The sequence below is a fragment of the Zoogloea sp. 1C4 genome (genome assembly GCF_009469605.1).
Taxonomy (GTDB): domain Bacteria; phylum Pseudomonadota; class Gammaproteobacteria; order Burkholderiales; family Rhodocyclaceae; genus Zoogloea; species Zoogloea oryzae.
Genome location: NZ_SSXU01000140.1, coordinates 1 through 1,005, shown reverse-complemented (window position 1 = coordinate 1,005; position 1,005 = coordinate 1). Strand labels below are relative to the sequence as shown.

At 64.9% G+C, this 1,005-nt stretch carries 1 protein-coding gene; it reads left to right on the top strand.

Annotated features, from left to right (window positions below; translation table 11 throughout):
• Positions 1-990 (top strand): IS5 family transposase (locus GH681_RS23255; RefSeq protein WP_228112068.1); only part of this gene is annotated, 990 nt, incomplete at its 5' end.
• Positions 991-1,005: the final 15 nt, after the last annotated feature.

Genomic DNA, 1,005 nt, shown 5'->3' with positions numbered 1-1,005 from the left:
CACCGCAAGAAGATCGACACCCTGGGTGATCCGCTGGCCGAGATCGAGTCCTACATCGACTTCGCGGCGCTGGCGGCCGAGGTGGATCGCATCGCGCCCCGGCCGGTCAGCCCTCAGGGTGGCCGCCCGCCGTATCCGACCGAGACGATGGTGCGCATCCTGGTCCTGAAGCGGCTGTACAACCTGTCGGACGAGCAGATGGAGTATCAACTGCTCGACCGCATGAGCTACAAGCGCTTCTGCGGGTTGGCGAACGCGACGAACATCCCTGATCGCACCACGGTCTGGACCTTCGAGAACCGCATCGGCGAAGCCGGCGCGAAGGCGCTGTTCGACGGCGTCTCGGCGCAACTGCTCAAGAAGGGCTTCATCGCCCGCGGCGGGCAGATCATCGACGCGACCCTGGTGCCGGCCCCCAAGCAGCACACCAGCCGGGGCGAGAAGGCCTTGATCGAGCAAGGCGCGATGCCGGCCAGCTGGAAGCCCGCCAAGCGGCGCCAGAAGGACCTCGACGCCACCTGGACCAAGAAGCACGGCAAGAGCCACTTCGGCTACAAACTCTCCATCAACGTCGACACGAAATACAAGATCATCCGCAAGATCGAGACCGACACGGCGAGCACGCACGACAGCCAGCACTTCGACAACGTGTTCGACGCCGCCAACACGAGCCGGGACGTCTATGCCGACCGGGGCTACCCGTCTGCGGAGCGCGAAGCCTGGCTGAAGGAAAACGGTTTCCGGAACCAGATCCAGCGCAAGGGCCACCGGAACAAGCCGCTGTCCGACTGCCAGCAGCGGCGCAACAAGCGCATCGCCAAGACGCGCGCGCGGGTCGAGCACGTGTTCGGGGCTATCGAGCAGATGGGTGGCAAGCTGCTTCGCACCATCGGCCAGGCGCGGGCGAACTTTGCGCTGACGATGATGGCGGCCTGCTACAACCTGAAGCGGCTGGTTTACTTCCAGAAGGCCGGAATCAGGGCCTTCTGACGCCCGAAATGGGCC